At 62.2% G+C, this 20,686-nt stretch carries 10 protein-coding genes; 3 read left to right on the top strand and 7 right to left on the bottom strand.

Translation table 11 applies throughout. The features are described 5' to 3' along the window. Nucleotides 1–82 precede the first annotated feature (82 nt). The 6 genes from J1G18_RS26570 to J1G18_RS26545 form a co-directional block, all read right to left on the bottom strand. The gene (locus tag J1G18_RS26570) at nucleotides 83–328 is read right to left on the bottom strand and encodes a ferredoxin family protein (RefSeq protein WP_003225615.1); all 246 of its coding nucleotides are present in this window, start codon (nucleotides 326–328) and stop codon (nucleotides 83–85) included. A 25-nt stretch (nucleotides 329–353) separates the two neighbouring features. After that, the gene (locus J1G18_RS26565; RefSeq protein ID WP_223009310.1) at nucleotides 354–2,084 is read right to left on the bottom strand and encodes a fumarate reductase/succinate dehydrogenase flavoprotein subunit; all 1,731 of its coding nucleotides are present in this window, start codon (nucleotides 2,082–2,084) and stop codon (nucleotides 354–356) included. 1 nt (nucleotide 2,085) lies between these two features. Then, nucleotides 2,086–2,832, bottom strand: a complete 747-nt coding sequence (locus J1G18_RS26560) for a GntR family transcriptional regulator (protein WP_166497284.1) — start codon at nucleotides 2,830–2,832, stop codon at nucleotides 2,086–2,088. A 223-nt stretch (nucleotides 2,833–3,055) separates the two neighbouring features. Continuing rightward, nucleotides 3,056–4,024, bottom strand: coding sequence for a Gfo/Idh/MocA family protein (locus J1G18_RS26555; protein WP_223009307.1), 969 nt, complete (start codon nucleotides 4,022–4,024; stop codon nucleotides 3,056–3,058). 25 nt (nucleotides 4,025–4,049) lie between these two features. After that, nucleotides 4,050–4,937, bottom strand: a complete 888-nt coding sequence (locus tag J1G18_RS26550) for a Dyp-type peroxidase (protein WP_210557377.1) — start codon at nucleotides 4,935–4,937, stop codon at nucleotides 4,050–4,052. A 183-nt stretch (nucleotides 4,938–5,120) separates the two neighbouring features. Next, a complete protein-coding gene (locus J1G18_RS26545) occupies nucleotides 5,121–6,218 on the bottom strand; it encodes an AraC family transcriptional regulator (protein WP_223009305.1) in 1,098 nt (365 codons plus the stop codon). 210 nt (nucleotides 6,219–6,428) lie between these two features. On the opposite strand from J1G18_RS26545, the gene J1G18_RS26540 reads away from it, so the two are divergent. The 3 genes from J1G18_RS26540 to J1G18_RS26530 all read left to right on the top strand — a co-directional run bounded on the left by J1G18_RS26540 (nucleotide 6,429) and on the right by J1G18_RS26530 (nucleotide 8,097). Further along, nucleotides 6,429–7,376: a transporter gene (locus J1G18_RS26540; RefSeq protein WP_223009303.1), complete on the top strand. Its 948-nt coding sequence runs from the start codon at nucleotides 6,429–6,431 to the stop codon at nucleotides 7,374–7,376. A gap of 270 nt (nucleotides 7,377–7,646) precedes the next feature. Further along, entirely contained in the window at nucleotides 7,647–7,838 is a 192-nt protein-coding gene (locus J1G18_RS26535) for a hypothetical protein (RefSeq protein ID WP_003225628.1), read from the top strand. After that, nucleotides 7,828–8,097, top strand: coding sequence for a type II toxin-antitoxin system RelE/ParE family toxin (locus J1G18_RS26530; protein ID WP_098964236.1), 270 nt, complete (start codon nucleotides 7,828–7,830; stop codon nucleotides 8,095–8,097). Before J1G18_RS26535 ends, J1G18_RS26530 begins: the two co-directional genes overlap by 11 nt. Before the next feature lie 64 nt (nucleotides 8,098–8,161). On the opposite strand, the gene J1G18_RS26525 is transcribed toward J1G18_RS26530, so the two are convergent. Then, nucleotides 8,162–20,659: a filamentous haemagglutinin family protein gene (locus J1G18_RS26525; protein ID WP_223009301.1), complete on the bottom strand. Its 12,498-nt coding sequence runs from the start codon at nucleotides 20,657–20,659 to the stop codon at nucleotides 8,162–8,164. Nucleotides 20,660–20,686: the final 27 nt, after the last annotated feature.

Genomic DNA, 20,686 nt, shown 5'->3' with positions numbered 1-20,686 from the left:
CGCGATAGCGGTGTATTGGATGTCGATGTGTTGTCTGACACACCGCTATCGCGAGCAGGCTCACTCCTACAGGGGAAAGGGTTCAGCGCAGTAAATAAGGGATGTCGACTTTGACGGCGCCAGTCGGACAATCCTTCTCACACGGCATGCAGTACCAGCATTCATCGAACGCCATGTAGGCCTTCTGTGTGGCCGGGTTGATCGCCAGCAGGTCCATCGGGCAGACGTCGACGCACACGGTGCAGCCCTTCTCGGCGATGCATTTGTCCTCGTCCACAGTGACCGGGGCGTTGGAGCGGAAGAAGATTTCCTGGGCTTGATAGGCCATGGTTCGGACTCTCTCTGGTGATGCATCAAGCGGCAAAAGCGCCCACCCGCAAACGGTCATAGGCCTGCATTTCTTCGGCATCGAGCGGGAGGATGTAAGGCTCGACGGGTTTCTTGAAACTGGTCATCCGGCCGTCTTCGCCCTTCCTCAGGTGGCAATGGCAGAACCATTCAGCGTCGTCACGCTGCGGGTGATCGACGCGGTAGTGGTACAGGCCCCAGCGGCTCTCGGCGCGGAACAGCGAGGCGCGCGCAGCCATTTCCGCGCAATCGCGGATCACGCTGGTTTCCATCGCGCGCATCAGTTCGTGGGCGTTGTTGGCCTTCATCTGATCGAGGTCGCGTTCGATGTCGCTGAAACGCTGCAAGCCGATCTGCATTTTTTTGGTCACTTTCGGCGGTTGCAGGTAGTCGTTGACGAAGCGCCGCAGCTTGTACTCGACCTGTGCCGGCGGCAGACCCTGTTCGCGATCCAGCGGCGCGTAGACCCGCGCTTGTTCTTTCTCGATCTGCGCGGCATCCAGCGTCGAGAACTCGCGCCCGGCGACAAAATCCGCCGCGTTGTGCCCGGCGAACCAGCCGTAGGTGAACGCGCCGAGCATGTAGTTGTGCGGCACAGCGGCCATGTCACCCGCCGAGTACAAGCCTTTCACCGAGGTCTCGGCCCGCTCGTTGACCCACACCCCGGACGCCGAATGGCCGCTGCAAAAGCCGATCTCCGAGATGTGCATCTCGACCATTTGCGTGCGGTAATCAGTGCCGCGATTGGCGTGGAACTGACCACGACTCGGGCGCTCGTTACTGTGCAAGATCTCTTCGATGTTCTGGATGGTTTCCTCGGCCAGGTGATCGAGTTTGAGGAACACCGGGCCGTTGCCGCTTTCCAGTTCCTGGTGAAACTCCCACATCATCTGCCCGCTCCAGTAGTCGCACTCGATGAAGCGTTCACCCTTGTTGTTGGCGGTGTAGCCGCCCAGCGGGCCGGTCACATAGGCGCAGGCCGGGCCGTTGTAGTCCTTGATCAACGGGTTGATCTGGAAGCATTCGAGGTTGGCCAGCTCGGCCCCGGCGTGATAGGCCATGGCGTAGCCGTCGCCGGCGTTGGTCGGGTTCTCGTAGGTGCCCATCAGGTAACCCGAGGATGGCAGACCGAGGCGACCGGCCGCGCCGCACGCGAGGATCACCGCTTTGGCCTTGATCACATGGAAGTCAGCGCTGCGGCAATCGAAGCCCATCACCCCGTTGACCGCGCCCTCCTCGTCGGTGAGCAAACGGGTGCAGACCAGCCGGTTGGTGATGCTCACCCGCGCGCGTTTCAACTGCCGGTAAAGGACTTTCTTGATGTCGTGCCCTTCCGGCATCGGCAGCACGTAGGCGCCCATGTGGTGGACTTTTTTCACCGCGTAATCGCCGGTCTCGTCCTTCTCGAACTTCACGCCCCAGCGATCCAGTTGCTCGATGGTCTCGAAGCTATGAGTGGCGTAGGCGTACACCGCCGCCTGATTGACGACGCCGTCGTTGGCGATGGTGATTTCCTTGGTGTACTGCTCCGGCGTCGAGTGCCCAGGGATGATCGCGTTGTTCAGGCCGTCCATGCCCATGCTGATCGCGCCGCTGCGTTTGACGTTGGCCTTGTCCACCAGCAGCACGCGCAAGTCGCGGTTCTTCTCTTTGGCCTTGATCGCCGCCATCGGGCCGGCAGTGCCGCCGCCGATCACGACGATGTCGTATTCCTGTTCCAAGATCTTGCGGGTCATGTCACGCCCCTTTTTGCCGGTCGATCCGCAGGCGGTACTGGAACGCATCGCCACGGTAGTAAAGGTGTTCGAAGTCCAGCGGCTGGCCGTTGGCGTCGTGGGTCAGACGTTCGATGCGCATGATCGGCGAGCCGGCTTCGACGTTCAGCGCCTGGGTCAAATCGCTGTCGGCCAGCACCGCGTCAATCGCCAGATCGGCGTGGCCGAGGGCGATGCCGCAGTCGTTTTCCAGAATCAGGAAGATGTCGCGAGTCACCAGATCGGCCTTCTCCAGCCGTTCGCCGACGGCTTTGGGCAGGTAGGTGATTTCCAGCGAGATCGGCTCGCGGTTGATCAGGCGTACGCGTTTGATCTGCGCCACGGTCTCGCCTTCGGCCACCTGCAAGCGCTCGGCGACACGTTTGTCGGCGGGGATGAATTTGAAACTGCGCAGGCGGTTGATCACCTCGTAGCCGCGCCCGGTCATGGACTCGGCGAGGCCTTGCAGGCTGCTGACGTTCTGAAAGGTTTTCGGCTTGGCGACGAAGGTGCCCTTGCCGTGGATCTTGAAGATCAGCCCTTCTTTCTGCAGATCACCCAGCGCCTGGCGCACGGTGATGCGGCTGACTTTGAACAGCGTGCCGAGCTCACTTTCGGACGGCATCTGGCTGTCTTGCGGGTATTCGCCATCAAGAATGCGTGCGCGCAGGACATCGCGCAGCTGGGTGTGCAGCGGGACGCTACTGAGGGACAGGACATTATCGGTCATCAGGGATCACTTGTTATAACGAGTTATGACGTGATCTTAGAGACGTTATGACAAGCTTGAGAAATATTGTTTGGGCATAACCTTAGACACGACAACACACAGACCCTTGTGGGAGGGGGCTTGCTCCCGAAGGCGGTGTGTCAGGCGATGGAAATACCAGCAATGCCGGCCTCTTCGGGAGCAAGCCCCCTCCCACAAGGAAATGGTGTTGTGGTCTGGAGGATCAGTGCCGTTTGAGGATCTGGTCCATCACCCAATCGGTTTTGAGGGCTTGTTCGGCGACGGCCGGATGCTGCGAACCACCACGAATATGCGCATTCATGCCCAGCACGTGATGCCACTGAATGTGCTCGTGATGGGGGATTTCCAGGCTGATCTGCTCATCGGCGAACAGCTGCACCGGATGCTCGTCAAATACGGAGAACGCGATCCGGCCCTGACTGCCGATAATCTGCACCCGATCCTCGCGCCGATCCGCCACAAAGCTCCAGCAACCCATGCCCAGCGCTCCGGAGGCGAACCGCCAACTGGCGCTGACCGCATCTTCCGCCGCATATAACCCGGCCTGGCGCGCAGTAAAGCCAGCGACCTCGACGATATCGCCGAGCAGGTACTGGAACAGGTCGAAACCATGGCTGGCCAGATCGGCAAAGTAGCCGCCGCCGGCCACGCTCGGGTCGGTTCGCCAGTTGGCGCTGCCGTCCAGATCCGCCGCCGACGGTGCCTTGGTCAACGTCCAGCTCAGGTGCCGCACCTCACCGATGCGGCCCTGCGCCAGCCATTGCCGCACTTGGGCAAAGCGCGGCAACGAACGGCGGTAGTAGGAAACGAACAGGTGCAGACCGGCATCAGCAAACGCCTGCTGCATTTCGCGGCTTTGTCCGGCGTTGAGCGCCATCGGTTTCTCGACACAGCAGTGCTTGCCGGCAGCGGCGACTTTCAGGCTGTAGGCGTGGTGGCTGTCGGGTGGCGTGGCGATGTACACCGCGTCCACCTCGGGGTCGTTGATCAGTGCATCGACATCGGTGTAGGCCCGGGCGATGCCGTGGCGCGCGGCGTAATCGCTCACCGCTTCGAGGCGGCGGCCCATCACCGCCACCAGCGCCGAACCGGGCGCCTTGTAAAAGGCCGGCCCGCTCTTGCGTTCAGTGACGCTGCCGCAACCGATCATGCCCCACCGCACCACATCCATGCTCAACTCCCTGTGTTTGAAACACTCAGCCGATGCGCAACGCGCGCAGATCGAGGTGGCCGTCCTTGATGGGCGGGCACCAGTAGTAGCCGCCGGTGATCGGCCGGCTGATGCGATACAGACCGTCAGTGATGCCGTCTTCCAGACCGCTCATACGCCGCAGTTGGGCCTCGAAGGCGTCCAGCGAAAAACCGAAGGCGAGGAACATCAGGCCGGCGCGATCACCGTCGATCCATGGCATCGAACGGCGCACGACGAACGCTTCGGGGGCGAAGCTTTCCTGGGCGGTGCGTTTGACGTGGGCGGAGACTGGCGCGTCATCGATCTCTTCGTTGTCGCTGAGGCGACGGCCCATGATGTTGTCCTTGTCTTCGGCGGACAGCTTATGGAACCCCTTGAGGTCGTGCTGCCACTGCTGGATCGCGGCGAAGCTGCCTCCGACCAGACCATCAGCGCCCTCGCCCAGCAACGCGGCGGCGATCGCGGCGTCATCGTGCGGGTTTTCGGTGCCGTCTTCGTAGCCGGTCAGATCATGGCCGTCCTTGTGGCGGAAGGCTTCCTGCATGTCTACCAGGCGCAGCGCCGGGGCCAGCGCGGCTTCGAAGGCGTGGCAGCGATTGAGCAATTCACCCCGGTCAACACCGTGCAGCCAGACCCACAGCGCGTGCTGGGTCGACGGGTTTTCCACGCCGACGCCGCTCATGGCCGGAAAGCTGCGCAGACCGTCGATCTGCACGTTCAGGGCTTTGGTCAGGGATTCACCGAAACCCATCACAGCCGACTTGCCGTCCACCAGATTCATCAGGTTGTCGATCGCCTGCGGCAGTGCTTCAACCGACGCAAGGGCAAAAAACAGGTGACGTGCTTGCGCAGGAACAGGGGTGGCGAGAATGCCCGGCTGGTAGTAACTCATGTGAACTCCTTGGGAAAGTGCGCGGGAGTTTACCTGTGGCCGGAGGGTTTGTGTGGGTTTGGAGAATGCTAAAAACCCCTCACCCTAACCCTCTCCCAGAGGGAGAGGGAACTGAACGGGGGAAGCTGTAGAGATATGCCGACTTGAAAATGATGTACCGAATCCATAATCGACAAAAATCTTTCAGGTCGATGTATGACGCGACACACCTCGGTCGGCCCCCTCTCCCTCCGGGAGATGGCTGGGGTGAGGGTTTGTGTCATGCCGCCACGCACTCGGGCTCATCCCGGTCCAGCGCTTGAACGCCCGGCGAAAACTGCGCACGTCGCTGTAGCCGACTTCTTCGGTAATCCGCTCGATGGGCATGTCCGGATTGGCCAGCAGACTCATGGTCCGCGCCTGACGTACCTGTTCCAGCAGCGCTTCAAAGGTCAGCGCATGCTCGGTCAAACGGCGGCGCAAGGTGCGACTGCTCATGTTCAGGTCGCCGGCGATTTTTTCGATATGGCTGCCCCGGCTCAGGTCCCGGGCAATCGCCCGCTCCACTGCTTGAATCAGATCGAGTTTCTGATGCACCTGCGCCGCTTCCAGCTCCAGCAACGCAACCGCCTGACGCAACGCCAGCGAATGGTGATTGGGCAGGTTGACGTCCAGCCACCGAGCATCGATCAGCATGCGATTGTGCAGGCAGCCGAAGCGTACGTCCGGCCCGAGCAGGCGGTGATATTCGCTCAGGTAATCCGGCGCGGCATGCACGAACTCCACGGCGATCGCCTTGAAATCATGGCCCGCCAAGGCCCGGCCATACACCAGCAGGCTGGCGAAAAACTCTTCGACCGCGAACACCTGCACATCGGCAAACGGCAAGCGACATTCGGCATCGAGGTGCACCTGATCACCCACCACATCGACGCTGGACACCACGATTCCGCCGGAGGTGTGCTGATGGCGAATGCCGAGGGCAAAGGCATCGCGCAAGGTCTTGCACAGCGACAGCACATGCCCGAGCAGCCCCAGCGTACCCAACACATTCTGCGCGCCGACCCACAGCCCCAGGCCCTGATTGGGCAACACTTTGAGCGCCCGTTGAATCATCGCCACGGCCTGGCGGTAGGAAATCCGCTGCGCCGGATCCTGCAGATCTTCGAGGCTGAAGCCCAGGCCACGGCACAGGCTTTCGGGGTCGATGCCTTTGTTGCGCACGACTTCGGCGAGGGTTTGCAGGAGGAACGGCGAAACCAGCGCCAATTCAAAAGTGGGGTCTTGGACTTTTACGTTCATGGGGGCTGACATTCCGGATCACGCTTGATTGTTATTTTTGTAACCGGTTATGTCGAAGGAAGTTAGCACAGGGTTGGCCGACTGTCCGCAGAAGTCCCCCTAACTGTCCGCCAATACCCTGCCCCAGCGGGCGCCAAGCGCTTATTTCTATGGTGCCGGACGTTCTGCGTACCGGCGCTACGTCCCACCACAATAATAATGAGGACAGCCATGAGCCCGAACCGCGCCACTTTCCCCTTGCGTCTGGCACTGACTTTGCTCGGATGCACCGCGTGCCTGCCGGCCCTGGCCACCGAAGCCGGGGTCGACAACATCGGCCCCGGCACCGACGGATTTTTCATGCTGCCGCTGGAAGTCGACAGCCTTCCGCAGAACATGGTCGCGTTCAACCTCTACTACAACCATTACAAGTCGACCAAGCTCAACATCAGCTCGTTGGGCGGCAAAGTGCCGAATGTCGAGATCGAATCGACAGCGGTGATCCCGCGTATTGATTACCTGAGCCCGGTACGAGTGTTCGGCGGACGTCTGGCCGGCTACATCGCCCAGCCCTGGCTGAAGCAGGAAGTCTCGGTATTCGGCCTCAGCGATACCCGCGAAGGCATGGGCGACACCACCATCGCGCCGATCATCCTGTGGGACATGGGCAAGAACCTGACCCTGGGTGCTGCCGTGGAGATCACCGTGCCCACCGGCGAATACAGCGTCGATCGGCTGGCCAACACCAGCAACAATTTCTACACCTACAAGCCGCTGTTCTCCTTCACCTGGCTGCCGACCGACAAGACCGAAGTGTCGATGAAGACCACTTACAGCTTCAACGAGAAGAACAAGGACACCGACTACAAGTCCGGGCAGATCTTCCACTTCGATTACTCGGCCAGCTACAAAATCACCGACGATGTGATGCTCGGCCTTAACGGCTATTACCTCAAGCAGACCACCGACGACAAACAGTACGGCCACACCGTGCAATTCGCCGGGCAGGATGTGGATGACGGCGTGCGCGGCCAGGTATTCGCGATCGGCCCGGCGTTGCATTTCACCTTTCTCAAATACGCCAGCGCGGAGATTCGCTGGGCCAAGGAGTTTGACGTGGAGAACCGGCCGGAAGGCGACATGCTCTGGGCCAAGGTCAGCATCCCCTACGCCTTCTGACCTGCGCCGCCATGCCATGTGGGAGCGGGCTTGCTCGCGAAAGCGCCGTGTCAGGCAACGTATTGGTTACTGACAGATTGCTTTCGCGAGCAAGCCCGCTCCCACAGGTGTGATGAAGCCTACAGACCCCGTGGAAATGCCCACTTGATCCACGGAAACGTCTGACTGCGTTATCGCTCGCACCAATGGATACTTCGCACTTCGTCTTGCCAGTGACGACAGCGAGCCACATCCCCCTTAGACTGCTTCACATTGATCATGGAGGTCACTATGAGCGCCGAACTTTCCCTTATCGTTTCAGACTTTGAAACCCCAGAGCAGGCCGCCAGCTACGATCGCTGGTTCCGGGCACAGGTACAGGCCTCGATGGATGATCCGCGGCCCAACATCCCCCACGAGCAGGTGATGGCCGAGATGCGCGCCCTCATCGAATCGAAACTCAACAAAAACAGTGCGGGTTGACTGGCGACCTGAAGCTCGCACTCAACTCTGGCAAACCCTGAACTACATCGCTGACCGTAACGCCGTTGCGGCCAGTCAACTGAACGCCGCCATCGAAGCGGCTATCTCCGCCCTCCCACTTCACCCCTACCTTTATCGCTTCGGCAAGGTCGCCGGCACCCGGGAAATCGTTATCCATCCCAACTACGTCGTGGTTTATCGGGTGACCGAGCGGATCGAAATCCTGAACGTATTGCATGCTCGACAAGGGTATCCCTGAACCTTCCCGCCTACACAAAAAAAGGGCGACCAACCGGTCGCCCAAAGTACTACACGAGAGTCTTTTACAACGTCAGCTGCCCGCGTTCCTCCTCAGTCAACTGCTGCTTCGCCTGTTCATCCAGTGCCCCCGCTCCCAGCACCTGCACCGGGCTGTTCGGGTTGTAGCCGGTCGCCGGCGCACGACTGGCACCATCACGGCTCGGCGCCAGTTGTTCGTTGCCGAAGCTCAGCACCTGCACGGTGAACACCGACGCCTGGTTCTGCCGCGCCGCTGCTTGCTGCTGACGCGCCACGTCCTCAGCGGCCTGGGTTGCCGAAGATGCCGCCGAACTGGCCGAGGTGATCGCCCCGGTGTTCACCGCAGCCACCACCGGTACGCCACTGGTCTTGCCTTGCACGGCGATGTTGGCGGCGTTGACCACGGTCAGCGCGGCGATGTTGACGTTGCCCGAGACGCGAATGCCCGCCTCGCCCGCATCGATGGTGCCCAGCGGCGCGATCAGGTCGATGTCTCCCGGCGCCACTTCGGCAATCGGGTTAAGGGTGGCGATACCCGCACCGGTGCTCGGCACCGAAGGCGACAGGGTTACATTGCCCCAGGTGTCGTAAACCCGTTTCGGCGGGGTGTAGACCACAGTGGTTTTCGAGCCGCGACCGGCGTTGATGTCGCCCTCGGCCGACCAGCCGAGGATCGAGCCGCCGAAGGTGGTCATGATCCGGCTCTGCCCCAACAGAATACTGCCCTGCGAGTAGAGCTGAATGTTGCCCGCCCCCTGCGTAATGATCCCTGCCGTGGACGGTGGCGCCGCGCCTTCGATGCCGAACACCTGACCACCACCCGGTGTGAGCATCTGGATATCGCCGCCGAACAGCGTCTTGACCCCTGCTCCGCCATACAGCGTGATGTCGCCGTCGTAACGGAGTGGATTGCCCGCCACATCGGTGCTCGGGAACAGTGCGGCAATGGCGTTGCGACCGCGCAGATAACTGCCTTTGCGCGGGCCGTCGACGTCGTTGTATTCCAGGCCGCCGGCGCGCAGTTCGGCGAAGTACACCTGCCGCGCAAAGATCGCCTGCTCGGCACTTGGCAGCGCGGCATAGAACGCCTGTGCCTGCTCTGCGTTGCCGCTGAAGCCGTAACCGAGGGTCAGCCAGCTCTGCAACTCGTCGAGGTAGGTCTTGACCACTTTGCCCGGCTGGCCGTTGAGAGAGGCATTCGGGTCAGCAAGGTTCTGCGGATTCAGGTAACGGGCGATGAACTTTGTGTAATCCGGCCCCTGCGCGCCTGCGCCCGCCTGCAATACCACGCTGGCACCAGGCCGCAGATCCCCGGCCACTATCGAGCCGAGACTGGTGATGCTGGCGCGGTTTTCCATCAGGATGTTGCGCCCGGCATTGATATCCAGCGTTCCAGGTCCGGCGATATCGAAGCTGCTGTAGAGAATGTCGCGGCCCGCCGAGACGCGCGATACATCTCGCAGGTCATTGTGGACGAACAGGTTGCCGGTGGAAAAAATGTCCTCCTTGCCGCTACTCATTTCCACTGTCGGCACGGCCGCAGGCTGCCCCAGGGCAGTGCCAGAGGCAACGATGTCGCGTCCGGCGATCATCCACACAGGCCCCGCCGCTTCGTACCAGGTGCGTCTGGAAGTGGAAAAGCTCAACGTTTCGCCACTGCGAATGCCCACCAGGTCCCCCGTCAGCGCATAGAATCGCGCCGGCCCCTGTACGTCGTTCGATCCCGAGTAGCTGTTGGGACCATAGGCAAACAGCGGATATCGCACGTTGCCCTCTGCCGCCACGCCATCGTCGCTGTAGTTGGTGCGCAGCGGTTTTCCGGCGTTGCTGTTGGTGTAAGCATTGAATGCCGGTTTGAACGGGGTAGCCACGGCCATCGGGCTGGCCCCCGACTGGTTGATCGCATAGCCACCGGCGTAGATAGAGTCACCTGCCAGCAGTTCAAGCTGCCCCGACTTCGACGGCGCCAGAAGCAGTGAGTAACCTTGCAGCGGGTAGTTGTTTACGCCAATGAATGTCGCGGATGGCCCTGCATAAACGGACCCTTGGCCCGCCACCGCGCGCAGAATCGATGGGTAGACAAATCGGCCGTCGGTAGGTGAGGTATTGCGGCCCGTGATCAGGCCGTTGGATGTACTGAATTCTGCTATCTGTGTGCCCGGCGTCAGGTTCCCGCCAGCCGAGAACAGATCGATTGCCGTGTGGTCAGTCCACAATGAAAAGCCACTGAGGATACCGCCCTGCTCAACGCTTGCGTCGGCCGCCATGATCGGGCTGGCGTTCATCAGACTCACTCGCCCAGGATCCGCGGCACCGCCCAACACCAGATCACCGCGGCTGCTCAGGCTCATGCCCGAGTCACCCGGAATCAGCACCACGCCTCCGGAAGCACTACCGGTGGTCGAGGTAAACGGATCAAGTGCGCGGGTTTCCCGAAGATCATTGAACACAGCGCCGGCGCCGTACTGCAGGTTGATGCCGCCGAGTGCTCCACCCGTCATGTGTGCCGCGCCGCGCAGGTTGATCAGCGCGCCCTGCAGATCATGATTCGGTTGGCCGAAGCCGGTTTCTCCGGCCCGCGCTTGCAGCGAAGGGTTGAGCGTGCCGCCGATACGAATGTCCATGTCACCACCACCGGTCATCTGCACGCTGCCATCGCTGGCGACTCGACCGGTGCTGCCTACCGCGACGATCAGCCCCTGACCGCGCGGGTAGTTAACGGCATCGCCTAGCGGTTTGAGCATGCCGGCATCACCACCAGCCCGCAGGCTGATATTGCCACCGCCCAAGGTACCGAAACCGGTGAAACCCACCAGGTAGGGTTCAGTGTTGATCACCCGATCTGAGTTCATTTGGGTGGAATAACTGCCGAAGTTGATCCACCAGGCCGTGGGCACATCCGGGTTTCCCGTGCCTTGACGCCACAGCCAGTTGCCCACTGCCACACTGGCCATCTGCTCGCGGAACCCGCTCGCTGTCGATTGGGCTTTCGTCCCGACCGAATCACCGGAAACCGAGCCACCGGCAGTGATTGTCAGGTTGCCGCCCATCTGCGGATACCAGGCCTGATAGAGGCTGTCGCTGCCGCCGTCGACCCATTTTTCATAAGCGGCACCGGCCGTACCCAACACCGAATCGTTATCCGAAAGATGCCCGCGCGGCAGGTTATAGAGCGGATCGATATTCGTTGATTGGGTGCCGGCGGTGTATACGCCGAACGGTGAATCCATGCTCAGATTGCCGGCGGCGATCAGGTCGAGATCACCCGTGCCGGTGCGCAGAACACTGAACATCTGCATATGGGCCTTGGCCGTTTTCCCGGGATTGTTGCCGATGCACAGTTCCGGCTGCAGATCACAAATGAATTGGGCCTCCTCGGGAACCGGTTCGTAGTCCGGCCCCATTCCACTGCCTGGCGCCCAGACCCAACGGGCCATGGGTACGCACAAGTCGGCAATCTGCTGGCAGTACTCGAGCATGTCATCAGGGACCGGCTCGTAGGGCGTAAAGAAGGGATTATCCGGAGCCCAGACCAGCTTGCCCGCCGCCGTGGTGATGTTGACGCCGTAATGACTGTCCGCCAGCCGCAGATTGCCTTCCGGGGTCAGCGGTTTGACCGCACGACTATCGGCCGCAGCCAGATCTGCACCGGCGACCACGCGCATAGACCACGACGCACTGCCCGACGGCAGCATGCTGGCCAGCGCCCAGTTCTTGCCCTGTTGTGTGCCGTTGAACGGCCGCAACTCGATCAGCGAAGTGCCTTCGGCGAGCTTCACATCGGTCATCGACGGAATCAGCGAACCGCGCAACAAGGCCAGCTCGCCCTTTAATTTCACCCCGGAGGAGGTCGTCAGATCTGCATCGTAAACGCTGGGTAACGGCACACCCTTGGGCCAGTTCATCGCGTGCAGGGCGGTGGCCTTGTTCAAGCGAATGCCGGCCCCCAGGCGTGTGTCGGCAGGCAACGTCACGCTGTCGCTGAGCAGCGTACCGGCGGCATACAGCAGATGACCGTTGCTGTCGTGAATCGCCCCCGCCAACACCGTGCCGGCGCTGAAGGTATACGCCTCGTTCAGCACAGCTTGAGTCGGCAGCAACGTGCCACTGGCCAGAACCGCTGGTTGAATCATCACGTCGTAATTGAGTGTCGCCCCCAGCGGAAACTGCGTGCCCTCGGCCAGCGTCACTCCACTGCTCGGCACGATCAGATCGCCGCCGAACGGCTGCACACCGGCAATCAGTTTCCACCCGGCGTCATCCTGGGTTTCCGGTGGCGGCGCGAACCCGTCGTTGATGCTGCCGTAAATATCGAGGTTGCCACCTGCACGAATCACCAGGCTGCCCGCTTCCCCGAAACCATATACGGAGGGGCTCAACTGCGTGTGCGGATTGAGGCTGGCATAGCGATAACCGGACAAATCCAGATCACCCTCCACCACCAGATCACCGTCAGCCGTCTTGCTGGCGATCTCCACACCGGGCCGCAAATGGAACGCATCGGCATACGTGGCGTTGTTCAACCCGGCGAGTTTGCGTTGCAGCAGATCGTTATTGCCCAGTGCGGCGTTGATAAAGTTGTTGCTGTCGCCATGAATGCGCTCGAGCATGGCCTGATCAATCACCTGATACGGCCGGCCACTGACCGCCGGATCGACACCATCGCGGGCATCGGTGTAGCGGCGCAAACCGTTGAGGCCGATGGATCGTGCGCCCTGAATGGTCAACACACCACTGGCGTCGATGGCGATGTCATTGCTGCCCAGACGCGGCGCATTCAGCTCCAGCGTACCGCGCAGCATCCCATCGTGTTGCCCGGCAAGGAAACCGGGCACGGCATCGGTGCCGTGGCGCAGGTCGATCCGCGCGCCGTTGCCCAGCGTGAGCAAACCATCGCCGGAACTCAGTTCGACCGTGGCACGGTTCGGCGCATCGATGATCTCGCCGTAGCTGTCGACCCGCAGTACGCGACCATGGGCATCGAGCACGCTGTTGCCTGCCAGGGTCAGGCCATTTTTCGCCGACAGACGAATGCTGCCGACACGTTCGCCACTGGCGTCGATCAGACCAGCCACCGTCAGGCTGCCATTGTCCACCGACACATTGACCTCACCGGCCTTGAGGCCGTCGCCGATCACCAGATTGCCTTGCTTGAGTTGCAGGCTTCGGCTGCCGTACACCTGCCCGGCGTTCAGACGCTGATTGAGCGCGGCGAATTGCTCGGTGGCGTCACCTCCCAGGCGCTGCGCGCGAATGTCCACGCCACCGGCCTTGTACGGCACCAACGTGCCCCCGGCGTCGTAGTAACCGCTGCTGCCGCCGACAATCTCGCCTTGCAGATCGACCATCCCGGCCGCATCGGCCAGAGCGACGACGCTGAGGTTACCGGCCTGATTGTTCTTCGCCGACAGGTCGATCCGCGAGCCCGCAGCCTGACGGATATTGCCGTTGGCGCTGTACAGCGAGACATCGCCGCCCCAGCTGTATTTGCTGACATCGTTGAACGGCAAGGTCCGTCCGGCCATGTCCAGCACGGCACTAGTGCCCAGCGTCAAATCGCCCTCGGACTTGACGGTCAGCTTGCCGCTGGCCAAGGCGATACGGCTGTCGAGCACGACATCGCGGGCTTCAAGATGCAACTCCGCACCCAAGGCATTCGCCACCCCGGCAGCGCCAGCGCCACTGAGCGTGAGGCTGTTGCCGGCCTTGAGCAGGCTGACCGATGCCGCCTCACCGGTGAGCAACGGCGTGCGCAGGTTCAGATTGCCGCCGCTGTAGCGGTAACCCGTGAGCGGATCGTAGGCGCCCTGCTCCTGATACACCGCCAGGCTGCCCTTGTGATTGGCGGTGATGCGCTCGCTGGCGCTGAGGTTGACGTTGGTGAACCCCAACGCCAATCGATTGTTCTGATCCAGACCGCTGGCCTGAGGCATCGGTCCGTAACCCAGCTCGATCCGCTGGGCCTGAATGTCTAGCGTGCCGCTGCCCGTACCGGCGCCACCGGTAATGACGCTGCCGGCGCTTTGCGTCGCGCCGTTCCAAATCAGGTTGGCCGTGCGGATACTCGCCACATCGTTGGCATCGCCCAGACCGTAGATCGCCGGGGTGACCAGCACCAGGTTCTGCAGTTTGCTCTGACCGGTCTGTGGATCGATCGTGTCGAGGCTCACGCTGCCGTAGAAATTGAAGGCGTCGCGAGTGGTCAGGCTCAGGGTTTCCAGGGCCGGCGCGGCAAACTGCGTATCACCGCGCAGCAAGCGGTCGAGTACGTTCTGGTTGAGCGTGAGGCCGGCGGGCACGCGGCTGCCCGCCGCTGCAAGTGCTTCGGCGCTGCCGGTATTGACCGAGCCGACCGACAATGCCAGATGACGGGTGCCGAAACGCACCGCTTCACCGAGTTCGAACTGGTTATCCGTAGCGGCCGTGATACTGCCGTTCGAATACAGCAGGGCCGGATTGTTGCACGCACTCGCTGCGCAAGTGCCGATCCGGATGCTGCCCGCGCCGCTGATTCCACTGGCCCGTTCCGGTGCCAGTACCTGCGCCCAACCGTTGGAAACCAGCAGCAGGCTGGAGCCTTTCGGCTCATAAACGTAACCGGCCAGCGAGTCGTATGCCACGTTGCCACGGCCCAGCGTATTGATCCCGCCCCCCGCCTCGACGGTGATCCCGCCAAGCGTTGACGTGGTGCGCAGCAAGACTTGCGGCGCGGATAGAATCGCCCCTTCACGCAAGACAATACTTTCACTCGCGCCCAGGAAGCCGATGATGTTAGCGGTCGTGTTGTACAAGACATTCGGCATCGCACCGATGGTCAGCCGCCCCGCGTTGAGGCTGTTGAGCGTGTCGGCGTACAGCGACACACCGTTGAAACCCGGTGTCGATGCACGGCCCGCACCCAGTATCTCGAAGCTGCTCCCGGCGTTGCCGCCACGTACCACCGCTGTGCCGGCCATGCCGCCCTCGGCAGCCTCGAACAGCGTGCGCCCGTTGAACTGCAAAGCGATGTCTTGCTTGCCGCCGGAGGCCAGGCGCAGATCCAGTGTCTTGCCGTCCATGGGTGCCAGCGCACGCGGCACACCGCGCCGGGCGGCGTCGCTCTGGATGAATTGAGAGAAACCGGTTTCGTTGTACTGCGAGTAACGACGCAACACATCGGCTGACGTGAGAATCAACTGACTGGCCAGGCTGTCACGCAGGCCGGTATTGGCAATCGACATCTGCCCGCTGCTGGTCCATGAACCATTGCGCAGTGGCAACGCCCCCGTTGTCACGCCGGGTGCTGCCTGACCGTTTACCTCAACCCGGAACGCACCAGGCATCAGGGCAAACGTTGACGGCAACAGTGTGTAAGTACCCGCCGCCAACCCCGGCACACCGGCGCCAATAGTGATCTGCTGGCCAATGCGCGGATCGCCCGCACCCGCTTCGGCCAGCATCGGCGCGTAGCTGCTCTGGTTGCCGGGCACGATGGCATACACCGGGTTGCTCGCCAGCCCCGGCAGGCTGAAGGTGCCGTCAGTCGAAGTGCGCACCAGCGGGTTGAAACGTGCATCGGTGGAACCCCCGCGACCGGACACGAAACCGGCGCCACGCAGATCGCCACCGCCGGACAGGTCGATGACCGCACCGCTTTGCACATCGGCGAACTGCGTGCCGATCGACACGCCTGATGTTTCGCCGGAGATGCCGTTGAGCACCACGGATTTGCCGTTATAGCGATAGTCGATACCGTCCGTGGTGCCACCGTACGGCATGACCAGACCGGCACCGCTGACCGAAGTCAGACTGCCCGGCAGAAGACGAACCTCGTGAGTGGTGCTGAGCAAATCGTCACCCAATACGATCTTGCCCAGCGGTGCACGCAAGACACCGCCCTGTTCGATGTACGCGGCGGAAAAAATCAGCTTTCCGAATGCCGAATACGGCACCGCAGTCGGTGCCGCGCCGTGGCCGCTGATCCGCAAGGTGTGTTCGGAAACCGGGACGGCGCCCTGATAACCGGCACGCACCTCAGCCTGAATGCCGGTGGCGGGATAGATCTGCGCCGCACCGAGGTTCAAGTCGCCCGGCGTCCACAGCCTGGTTTTCTCCGCACCATCATTCGGCGCGAGGAAGCGCAGGTCGCCGCTGCTGTCGAGGCTCACCAGACCGAAAGCCCGACGGCTGTATTCAACGGCCGGCGCCTGCCGTTGCAGGATCGAACCCTGCACCCCGAACGACAGGCCATTGCTCACATCCAACAGGTTCGCGCTGGCATTGAACGTCGCGTCGGACAATCGAGTCGTCGGGCCTGGGAGCAAGCGTGGGCGTACCATGCCAAAGCCGGCAAAGTAGGTGCCCACCCCCGACAGACGCAAGTACGGCGCACTCAGATCGACCCGTGCCGTGCCTTTGGAACTCTCGGCGAGAGACAACGCTCCGGCGTACAGATTGAGGCTCTGATTCATCCGCAGATTGACGTCGCCGTCGAACGACAACAGGCCATTGCTCAACAGGCTGAGGTTATCGAAACCGCCTGCCATCAAGCCGTCGGCACTCAGCCGGCCCTGACCGTAACGCAAGCCATCGGCGCCTTCACCGGGTAGCAGAAGCGTGGGCAGCAGCCTGTCTCCAGCCCCTTGGCCGATGATCATTTCCCTCGGTACCCGCACCGCGTTGCTCGCCGAATCGGAATACAACGGCGTCTCCAGCGCCAGTTCCAGACGACCACCGGCCGCCCCGACACCCCCTGCCGCTGCACGCAGATTGCCTTCAAGGAACAGGCCGTTGTAGGAACTCAGGCTGATCCGCCCGCCATCCGTCGCAACGCGGGTCGGCCCCTGGCCGGCGATATCCACAACGGCCTCGGTGCCCGAGGCATCCAGCCGTGCGCCCGGACGTACAATCACGTAGGCATCGGCGGCCGTGGCAGTGGCCAGTTTCGCATCGATTTCACCGCCGATGATGATGCTGCCACCCTTGCCGACCTGACCGTAAGTGCGGCCCAGCGCATCGACTGCCGTAGTGGCGCGTCCGGCGACATCCAGCACAGCCTGTTCACCGATCCAGATGGAACGGTCATGCGCGTTCGGATCGGCCACGACAATGGAGGTCGCCGGTTTATCCGAACCGAACTGCTGCTGCCGGATATCAATCGCACCACCCCAGGCATTCAGTTCACCTTCCACAGTGATCTGCCCGGCACCGCGCAGTTTGATACTCTGCCCCGGATCGACGCTGATGCGCGAACCACGGCCCAGCGTCAACGTGCTGTTGGCGGCATCGATCAGACCGATCAGGCTGGCCCCGCCCTGCAAGGTCAGGCTGGCGCCGGCGCGTTGGCTCAGCACACCCTTGGTCGGGTTTTCCTGGAACAGCGTCGGCGTCCACAGCTCCAGCGCCGTTTGCGGATCGACACCACTGACCTGATTCGGCGCGGCATCAGCGAAACGGTACACCGGCATGTGCACATCGATCGCCGTACCTTCAGCAACGCCCAGCCCATTCAGGCCAATCAGGTTGTAGGCGGAAAAGCCCTTGCGCAACAGATCGGCAGACAGCTGCAGGGGATTGTCAGCCAGCGCCTTGTCGGTCTGACCGATGAGAATCCTGTTGGCCTGTACCGTCAGCGTGCCGCCGCCCGTGACACCGTAGCCACGCAGATCGCCCGCAAGGTTCAGGTGGGTTTCACCGGGCGCCGAAATCGCACTGGATTCCAGCGTCAGGTCCCCGCCCTTGCCACCCTGGGTCTTGCCGTTGGCCAGCACAGCGCCACCGGAGGACACATCGAGCAGACTGCCTGCGCCCATATCAATGTCGCCACTGCTGCGGATCGACAGCAAACCGCCATTGAGGTACGCCAGACTCGCACCATCATCCGGGTTGGTGCGCAGGTTGCTCCACACGCCACGGGTATCGAGTTGCACACCGTCGGCCACAGTGACTTGCGTCGCCTTGCCGACCTTCGCCGTGAGCCGAGTGTCAGCGGTGTCGCTACTGAGAAACTGATTGAGCACGTTGCCCAGACGCAGGCTACCGCCACGCGCGCTCAGGTCGGCGCCGATCTGCACATCCGGGGAATACAGGGTAATGTCGCCACCGCTATCGACCGTAAGCGCACCGTCAATGGCGATCTGATCCTTGGCCGAAACCTTGAGCGCACCGAGGCGCAACCCGCTGAGCTGATCGTTATCAAGATACAGCTTGCCCTTGCGGGTATCGGACACCGCGCCGGTGAGGTCCGGATCATTTCCGGCAACCGGGCGCTCGCCGCCAATCTGCACCTGATCCAGCGTCGGATTGAGGGTGTAGAGCAGGCCATTCGACGCCGCGACGAAGGTCGGGTCGTAACTGCCGACGATCAACTGCGCACGCCGGGCCAACGCGCTCTGGCTCTGCTGATAGCCGTCGAGCACCGGTTTCGGCGCCTGATTCTGCCGTTCGCCCTCATACACCTCGCCGATCATTTGCCCGTCGAGCACGGCGTTGGCCGTGGCGATCACCAGTTGTCCGGCGTCACGACCCACGGTGTAACCCGACTCGAAACGCGAGCGCGGCGCAATCAGCGGGCTGTAGTAATAACGGGTCTGGCCCCAGCGTTGACTGCTGTCTTCATAGCCTTTGTAGAGGCCGGTGTAGAGCAGGTCCCCCGGCGCGCGCGACACTTCATACAACTTGCCGTCGGCGCCACGCAGCCAGCTCTGGCGGATCTCGCCGCTCTGCACATCCAGGGTGCCGCCGGACAGGTTAATCAGCGAACCCTTTTCAGTCACCACGTCGTTGCCGGCAAAGCTCACCGTGCCGCCCTGGGCCATCCAGTCGCCGACGCTGTGCCCTTGAGTGCCGAGATAACCGCCGACTTCCAGCAAGCCACCGGCGGTGTACCAGCGATCCGTGGCGTAGCCGTTGGTGCCGGCCGGTACATACACCAGATCGCGCACATCGACCCAGATGTCATTGCTGTTGAGCGCGCCTTTCTCGCGGTTGACCGAGGCATCGCGCTGCTCGTTGCCTTGCACGTTGATCTTGATGCTGTTGTTTTCCATCGCCACTTTGACGCCGAGGGCACCGGATACATCGATCATCGCGCCGTCGCGCACCAGGCTGCGGCGTTGTGCGCTGACCGCGACCTGGCCGCCGGTGGCCAGGGTGATCGAGCCGTTCTGGAACTCGACACTGCCGCCGCTCTGAATCTCGACGCGTGACTGATCGCCACGGATCCGGTTGTTGGCCGTGACGCCCGTCAGCGCGGCCTGATGCTGGCTGTCGAGGGCGGTCAGGTCACTGCTGTCGAGCATGATCGCCGTGGCACTGCCCTGTCCCAGCGTCACGCTGCCGTTAGCATCGGTGCTCGGGTTGGAGAGGTGAATCGTGCCCCGCGTCGCCACTGACGTGCTGGCGAGCAATACGCCGTTTTGCACGACCTCGTGCCCAGCCATTGTGATGTCGCCGGTGGCGGACTGGATCAAGCCGTTGTTGGTGACATTGCCCGCCACGGCACCGGCCTTGAAGCCCGGAATGACTTCGCTGCCGAATGTGGTGGACAGCGCATTGCCTTCGGTGCCCGAGCCCTTGCGGATGTAGAAACGGTCACCGGCGGCCAGCACGGTCTGGCCCTTGATGGTGTTGATGTTGCCGTCGTTCTGTACGTCGCTGCCGAGCAGCAAGGCATAACCACCGGCAGCGGTAGACGATGCCGGCTTGTGGGTGTCGATGGAGGCACCGCGTTCCACCAACACCTTGCCGGCGGCATCGGTGAAGGTCGGCTGGGTGCCGGTGCTGTCGAAATACAGCCCACGATCACGGAACTGGATATCGGTGATGTTGGCGGCAGCGGCCACCAGATTGCGCACGTTGACCTGACTGCTGCCGCTGAACACAATGCCGTTACGGTTGATCAGCATCACCGTGCCGTCGGCTTTGATCTGGCCCTGAATCTGGCTGGCCCGGGCATTCGGATCGTTGACGCGGTTGAGCACCGCCCAGTTCGACTGCTGGGCGAAATCGACCGTGGTATTGCGACCGACGTTGAAGGTTTCCCAGTTTAGAATCGCCTTGTCGGCGGTCTGCTCGATTGTCACTGTGGTTTTGCCATCGACCTGGGTCTGCTGCGGACCCTTCGCGTTCTGCCAACCCTGGGTCAGGCTGTTATCGACTTTCAAGCCACCCTCGCCCAGGCCGTCCGGCACGAACTGCACCGTGCCCAACGCAGCAGCGCGTCCGGCCGCCTGCGCCGCTTGTTGCGCAGCAATCGCCGCGACCGTGTTGTTCAGGGTCTGAATCGAACGCTGCAACTGCGCATTGGCCTTCTGCTGCTGGGCCAATGGCGGTGTCATCCCCGGCAGGCCCCCCACGCTCGGACGTGCCGCCGCGGCCTGCTGCGCCGCACCCTTGGCGGCAAACCAGCTCGAACTGAACGCCGTTTGCGCCTGCGCACTGCCCGCCACCAGACACAACGCCACCGCGTGCGCCAACGGCTTGAGCAGCCACAGCGTCGGATCCATGACTTCACGTTTGGATGACAGAGCGTTGGTACCACGACGGGATGGGCGAGCGAGCATCACTACGAGATCCTTTTTTGATTGCCA

Origin of the sequence: Pseudomonas sp. MIS38 (genome assembly GCF_019891575.1) — a bacterium.
GTDB lineage: Bacteria > Pseudomonadota > Gammaproteobacteria > Pseudomonadales > Pseudomonadaceae > Aquipseudomonas > Aquipseudomonas putida_A.
The sequence above is the reverse complement of the archived record's forward strand: the minus strand, read 5'-3'. Positions and strand labels throughout refer to the sequence as shown.